The organism is Azospirillum sp. B506 (assembly GCF_000333595.1).
Taxonomy (GTDB): Bacteria; Pseudomonadota; Alphaproteobacteria; order Azospirillales; family Azospirillaceae; genus Azospirillum.
This window is the reverse complement of the sequence record NZ_BADK01000780.1, coordinates 1-5595: the sequence shown is the minus strand read 5'-3', so window position 1 is coordinate 5595 and position 5595 is coordinate 1. Positions and strand designations below refer to the sequence as shown.

Genomic DNA, 5595 nt, shown 5'->3' with positions numbered 1-5595 from the left:
CAGGATTGCACCCTTCACTGGCAGCGGTGGACGGGGTGTTGTGGCTTGAACGGATCATCCGGAGAGACGTGGCGTGGCATCGGGCGGTGCCAGAGGGGATGTGGCGTGGACCAGTGTCCCGGACTATCGCAAGATGGCACAGGAGCTTTCCATGCTGGGCCTGGAAGCCGCCCGGCGCGCCCAAGTGACCGGCAACGGCCGTTACGACCGGCTGGCCCGCACCCTGACCGACCGGGCGGGCGAGATCCTGGACGATCTGGAGCGCAGAGGGAAGGCGTGACGGCCGGTTATGGCGGTTGCGGAAAACGGCTGTGGACAAGGAAACGGCGCCCGGATGGAGCGCCGTTTTGTCTTTGCGGGGATCGCCATGAATCGCCGGGATGAACCGCCGGGCCGGCGCATCCTCCCTCCCCCGCCGATGGCGGGGAAGGGAGGGGGCCGCCGGTCTGGGAATCAGACCACCTTGGCGTCGTGCATGGCAGCGATCTGGTCCTTGTTGTAGCCGAGCTGGGCCAGAACCTCGTCGGTGTGCTCGCCGAGCAGCGGAGAGCCGGTGACCTCGACCGTCATGTCGGAGAATTTGATCGGGCTGCCGACCGTCAGGTACTTGCCGCGCACCTTGTGGTCGACCTCCACCACCGTGCCGCTGGCGCGCAGCGACGGGTCGTTGGCGATCTCCTTCATCGACAGCACCGGCGAGCACGGGATGTCGTACTTGCGCAGGATGTCGACCGCCTCGAACTTGGTCTTGTCCTTCAGCCAATCCTCGATGATCGCGAAGATGTCGAAGATCTTGTCCTGGCGCGCCTCGGCGGTGTTGTAGGCCGGGTCGTCGATCCACTCCTCGCGGCCCAGGGCCTTGCAGATCGGCGCCCAGGCATGGCCCTGGATGGTGAAGTAGATGTAGGCGTTGGGATCGGTCTCCCAGCCCTTGCACTTCAGCACCCAGCCCGGCTGGCCGCCGCCGCCGGCATTGCCGCCGCGCGGAACCACATCGGTGAACTTGCCGTGCGGGTACTGCGGGTACTCCTCCAGATAGCCGACGCGGTCCAGGCGCTGCTGGTCGCGCAGCTTGACGCGGCAGAGGTTCAGCACGCTGTCCTGCATCGACACGGCGACCTTCTGGCCCTTGCCGGTCTTGGTGCGGGCCATCAGGGCGGTCAGGATGCCGATGGCGAGGTGCATGCCGGTGTTGCTGTCGCCGAGAGCGGCGGCGGACACGGTCGGCGGGCCATCCCAGAAGCCGGTGGTCGAGGCGGCGCCGCCGGCGCACTGGGCGACGTTCTCATAGACCTTCAGGTCCTGGTAATGGTGGCCGTCGCTGAAACCCTTGACCGAGGCGACGATCATGCCGGGGTTCAGCTCGCGGATCTTGTCCCAGCTGAAGCCCATGCGGTCGAGCGCGCCGGGGCCGAAATTCTCGACCAGCACGTCGGATTCCTTGATCAGACGGGTCAGGACTTCCTTGCCCTCGGCCGTCTTGGTGTCCAGCGTCAGGGAGCGCTTGTTGCTGTTGAGCATCGTGAAATAGAGCGCGTCGGCGCCCGGGATGTCGCGCAGCTGGCTGCGGGTGACGTCCCCGGCGCCCGGACGTTCGACCTTGATCACGTCCGCGCCGTACCAGGCCAGAAGCTGGGTGCAGGCGGGGCCTGCCTGCACATGGGTGAAGTCGATGATCTTGATGCCTTCGAGCGGCTTGGTCATGACTGCAACACTCCCTTATTTCGCGTTGTTTCAGTTCGTCTCTTGGATTTGCTCAAAAGCCCGCGCGGCACTCAGCCGGCCGTCGCCACGCCGGCTTGGGCGGCGGCTTCCAGTTCGGTGAGGCGGCGGCGCAATGTCCGTTCTTCGGTCCAGCGGGCGGTTTCGTCCCGCACCACGGCGGCGATCCCGGTCACCGCACCGTCGGTCCCGCGCAAAAGCGCGACGGTGAAGGCGATCGACAGGCTGTGCCCGTCCTTGTGGACCGCCGGAACCCGAAGCAGGTCATGGCCGTAGCGGGTCTCGCCGGTGGCCATGGTGTTTTCGTACCCATCCCAATGACGCTGGCGCTGGCGTTCCGGAATGATGATGTCGAGCGACTTGCCCATCGCCTCGTCGGCGGTGAAGCCGAACATCCGCTCCGCCGCCGCATTCCACAGGATGATGGCGCCGGTCGGATCGGACACGATGACGGCATCGCCGATCACCGCCACCAGCTGCCCGCAATCCACAACCGCGGGCGAACCCGCTGCTGCTTTCTCGTCCATGTCGATCTCCTTGGCGCCCGCCCCCTCTTGGATTGGGCGCCGGGGGAGCCGGTGCCGGCGGTGGCCCGCAAGCCGCCGTCGCACTGACATTATCGATACGGTATACCAGATACCATGTCCCTGGCAAGAGGATTTGAGCGCGCTGCGGACTGTTGTTTGCGCGAACCTTTTGGGGGAGGGAACACGCGCCTCGAAATTCCCGAGGGGTCCCCTCTCCCCCCGGGGAGAGGGGGATTCTTCGGGAGAGAGAGTGCCAAAAGAAAAAGGGCGCCTTGCGGCGCCCCTTCAGGGTTCCAAGGGCATTTGCCCTTGGCGGGTGGGTCAAGGGAGGGGTGGAGCCCTCCCTTGCCTCCTTATGCTCAGACGTCCAGCAGCAGGCGGCGCGGATCCTCGATCAACTCCTTGATGCGGACGAGGAAGGTGACCGCTTCCTTGCCATCGATGATGCGGTGGTCGTAGGACAGCGCCAGATACATCATCGGGCGGACCTCGATCTTGCCGCCGACGACGACCGCGCGGTCCATCGTCTTGTGCATGCCGAGGATCGCCGACTGCGGCGGGTTGATGATCGGGGTCGACATCAGCGAGCCGTAGACACCACCGTTGGAGATGGTGAAGGTGCCGCCAGTCAGCTCGTCCATCGACAGCTTGCCGTCGCGGCCCTTCTTGCCGAGAGCGGCGATGGTGCCCTCGACGCCGGCGAAGTCCAGCTTGTCGGCGTCACGGACGACCGGAACCACCAGACCCTGCGGCGTGCCGACGGCGACGCCGATGTCATAGTAGTTCTTGTAGACGATGTCGGTGCCGTCGATCTCGGCGTTGACGGCCGGGATCTCCTTCAGGGCCTGCACGGCGGCCTTGACGAAGAAGGACATGAAGCCGAGCCGCACCTTGTGGCGCTTCTCGAAATAGTCCTTGTACTCGGCGCGCAGGGCGATCGCCGCCGACATGTCCACCTCGTTGAAGGTGGTCAGCATGGCGGCGCTGTTCTGGGCCTCCTTCAGGCGCTCGGCGATGCGCTGGCGCAGGCGGGTCATGCGGACACGCTCTTCCTGCGCGGCGCGCGGACGGTCGCCCTGGGTGCCGGCGGCCCACTGGACCTTCGGGGCCGGGGCCGGAGCGGCCGGCTTGGCAGCCGGGGCCGGAGCAGCCGGGGCGGCGAGCACGTCGCCCTTGGTGATGCGGCCGTCCTTGCCCGAACCGGCGATGGCGGAGGTGTCGACACCCTTCTCGTCGGCCAGCTTGCGGGCGGCCGGGCCGGACGCGGCGATGTTGCCCGGAGCAGCAGCCGGGGCGGCGGCCGGGCCCGGAGCGGCGACGGGTGCCGGGGCAGCGGCCGGAGCGGCGGCGGCCACCCGGGGCGCACCCGGCGCAGGCGCCCTCGGTGATGACGCCCAGCAGGGCGCCGACCTCGACGTTCGCCCCTTCCGGAGCGACGATCTCGGCCAGCACGCCGGCGGCCGAGGCATTCACCTCAAGCGTGACCTTGTCGGTCTCCAGCTCGACCAGCGCCTCGTCCATGGCGACGGCCTCGCCGGCCTTCTTCAGCCAGCGGGCGACCGTCGCTTCGGAGACGGACTCACCCAGCGTGGGGACCTTGATGTCGGTAGCCATTTCTTATCCTCGTTCGTCTTCTTGTTCGCTTGGGTGCGATGGTCAGCGGACCGTCAGGGCTTCGTCCAGAAGCTTGGCCTGCTCCTGGTTGTGGCGCTTCAGCAGGCCGGTGGCCGGCGAGGCGGTGGCCGGGCGGCCGACATAGGACGGCCGGCCGGCCTTGTGGCCCAGATCCTTCAGCACGGCTTCCAGACGGCGGTCGGCGAAGAACCAGGCGCCCTGGTTCTCCGGCTCTTCCTGGCACCAGACCAGCTCGGCGTTCGGATACTTGGCGAACTCGGCCGCCAGGGCATCCTTCGGGAACGGATAGAGCTGTTCCAGGCGCAGGATCACCACGTCCTTGATGCCGCGGCTCATCCGCTCCTGCAGCAGGTCGTAATAGACCTTGCCGGAGCAGACGACGATGCGGCTGATCTTGTCGTTGGCGGCCAGATCGTTGGCGGTCTCGCCCAGCACGCGGTGGAAGGTGCTGCCCGGCCCCATCTCCGACAGGTCGGAGATGCACAGCTTGTGGCGCAGCAGCGACTTCGGCGTGAACAGGACCAGCGGCTTGCGGAAGTTGCGGCGGATCTGGCGGCGGAAGACGTGGAACAGGTTGGCCGGCGTCGTCACGTTGCAGATCTGCCAGTTGTCCTCGGCGCACATCTGCAGGAAGCGTTCCGGACGGGCGGACGAGTGTTCCGGACCCTGGCCCTCGTAGCCGTGCGGCAGCAGCATCACCAGGCCGGACATGCGCAGCCACTTGGACTCGCCCGACGAGATGAACTGGTCGATGATGGTCTGCGCGGTGTTGGCAAAATCGCCGAACTGCGCTTCCCACAGCACCAGATTGTGCGGCTCGGCCAGCGAATAGCCGTATTCGTAACCGACGACGGCGGCTTCCGACAGCGGGCTGTCATGGACCTCGAAGGTCGCCTGGTCCGGGCTGACGTGGCAGAGCGGGACGTACTTCTCTTCGGTGTTCTGGTCGTACATCACCGCATGGCGGTGCGAGAAGGTGCCGCGGCCGGAATCCTGGCCCGACAGGCGCACGCCGGTGCCCTCGGCGACCAGCGTGCCATAGGCCAGCGCCTCGGCGGTTGCCCAGTCGATGCCTTCGCCGGTCTCCAGCGTCTTCTTCTTGGCTTCCAGCTGGCGCGCGATCTTGGAGTTGATCGCGAAGTCCTTCGGGTACTCGCAGAGCTTGAAGCCGATCCGCTTCAGCGTGTCGATCTCCACGCCGGTCTCGCCGCGGTGGGCGGTGTTGGCGCCCTGCGCCTCCAGCCCGGCCCACTTGCCTTCCAGCCAGTCGGCCTTGTTCGGCTTGTAGGTGCTGGACGCCTCGAACTCACCCTCCAGCTTCTTCATGAAGTCCTGGGTGATCTGGTCGCCCTCGGCCTGGGTGATGACGTTCTCACTCACCAGCTGCTTGGCATACAGCTCGCGCGTGGTCGCGTGGGCCCGGATCTTCTTGTACATCAGCGGCTGGGTGAAGCCCGGCTCGTCGCCCTCGTTGTGGCCGTGGCGGCGGTAGCAGACCATGTCGATGACGACGTCCCGCTTGAATTTCTGGCGGAACTCGATGGCGATGCGGCTGACATGGACGACGGCTTCGGGATCGTCGCCGTTCACGTGGAAAATCGGCGCCTGCACCATCTTGGCCATGTCGGAGCAGTACACGCCCGACCGCGAATAGGTCGGGTTGGTGGTGAAGCCGATCTGGTTGTTGATGAAGAAGTGCATGGTGCCGCCG

The 5595-nt window shown here is 66.5% G+C and carries 4 protein-coding genes and 1 pseudogene; 1 reads left to right on the top strand and 4 read right to left on the bottom strand.

Annotated elements, in window-relative coordinates; genetic code table 11:
* Nucleotides 1-151 precede the first annotated feature (151 nt).
* Nucleotides 152-280, top strand: a complete 129-nt coding sequence (locus tag I71_RS40680) for a hypothetical protein (RefSeq protein WP_280109913.1) — start codon at nucleotides 152-154, stop codon at nucleotides 278-280.
* Between the two features lie 173 nt (nucleotides 281-453).
* On the opposite strand, the gene frc is transcribed toward I71_RS40680, so the two are convergent.
* The 4 genes and pseudogenes from frc to I71_RS24460 form a co-directional block, all read right to left on the bottom strand.
* Nucleotides 454-1704 (bottom strand): formyl-CoA transferase, encoded by a 1251-nt coding sequence (gene frc, locus I71_RS24475; protein WP_042699748.1) that lies wholly within the window; start codon nucleotides 1702-1704, stop codon nucleotides 454-456.
* A gap of 71 nt (nucleotides 1705-1775) precedes the next feature.
* Nucleotides 1776-2249, bottom strand: a complete 474-nt coding sequence (locus tag I71_RS24470) for a PAS domain-containing protein (protein ID WP_042699746.1) — start codon at nucleotides 2247-2249, stop codon at nucleotides 1776-1778.
* A 359-nt stretch (nucleotides 2250-2608) separates the two neighbouring features.
* A pseudogene (odhB, locus tag I71_RS24465) lies at nucleotides 2609-3863 on the bottom strand (2-oxoglutarate dehydrogenase complex dihydrolipoyllysine-residue succinyltransferase).
* Between the two features lie 42 nt (nucleotides 3864-3905).
* A partial coding sequence (locus tag I71_RS24460) for a 2-oxoglutarate dehydrogenase E1 component (RefSeq protein WP_042699743.1) occupies nucleotides 3906-5595 on the bottom strand: 1690 nt, incomplete at its 5' end.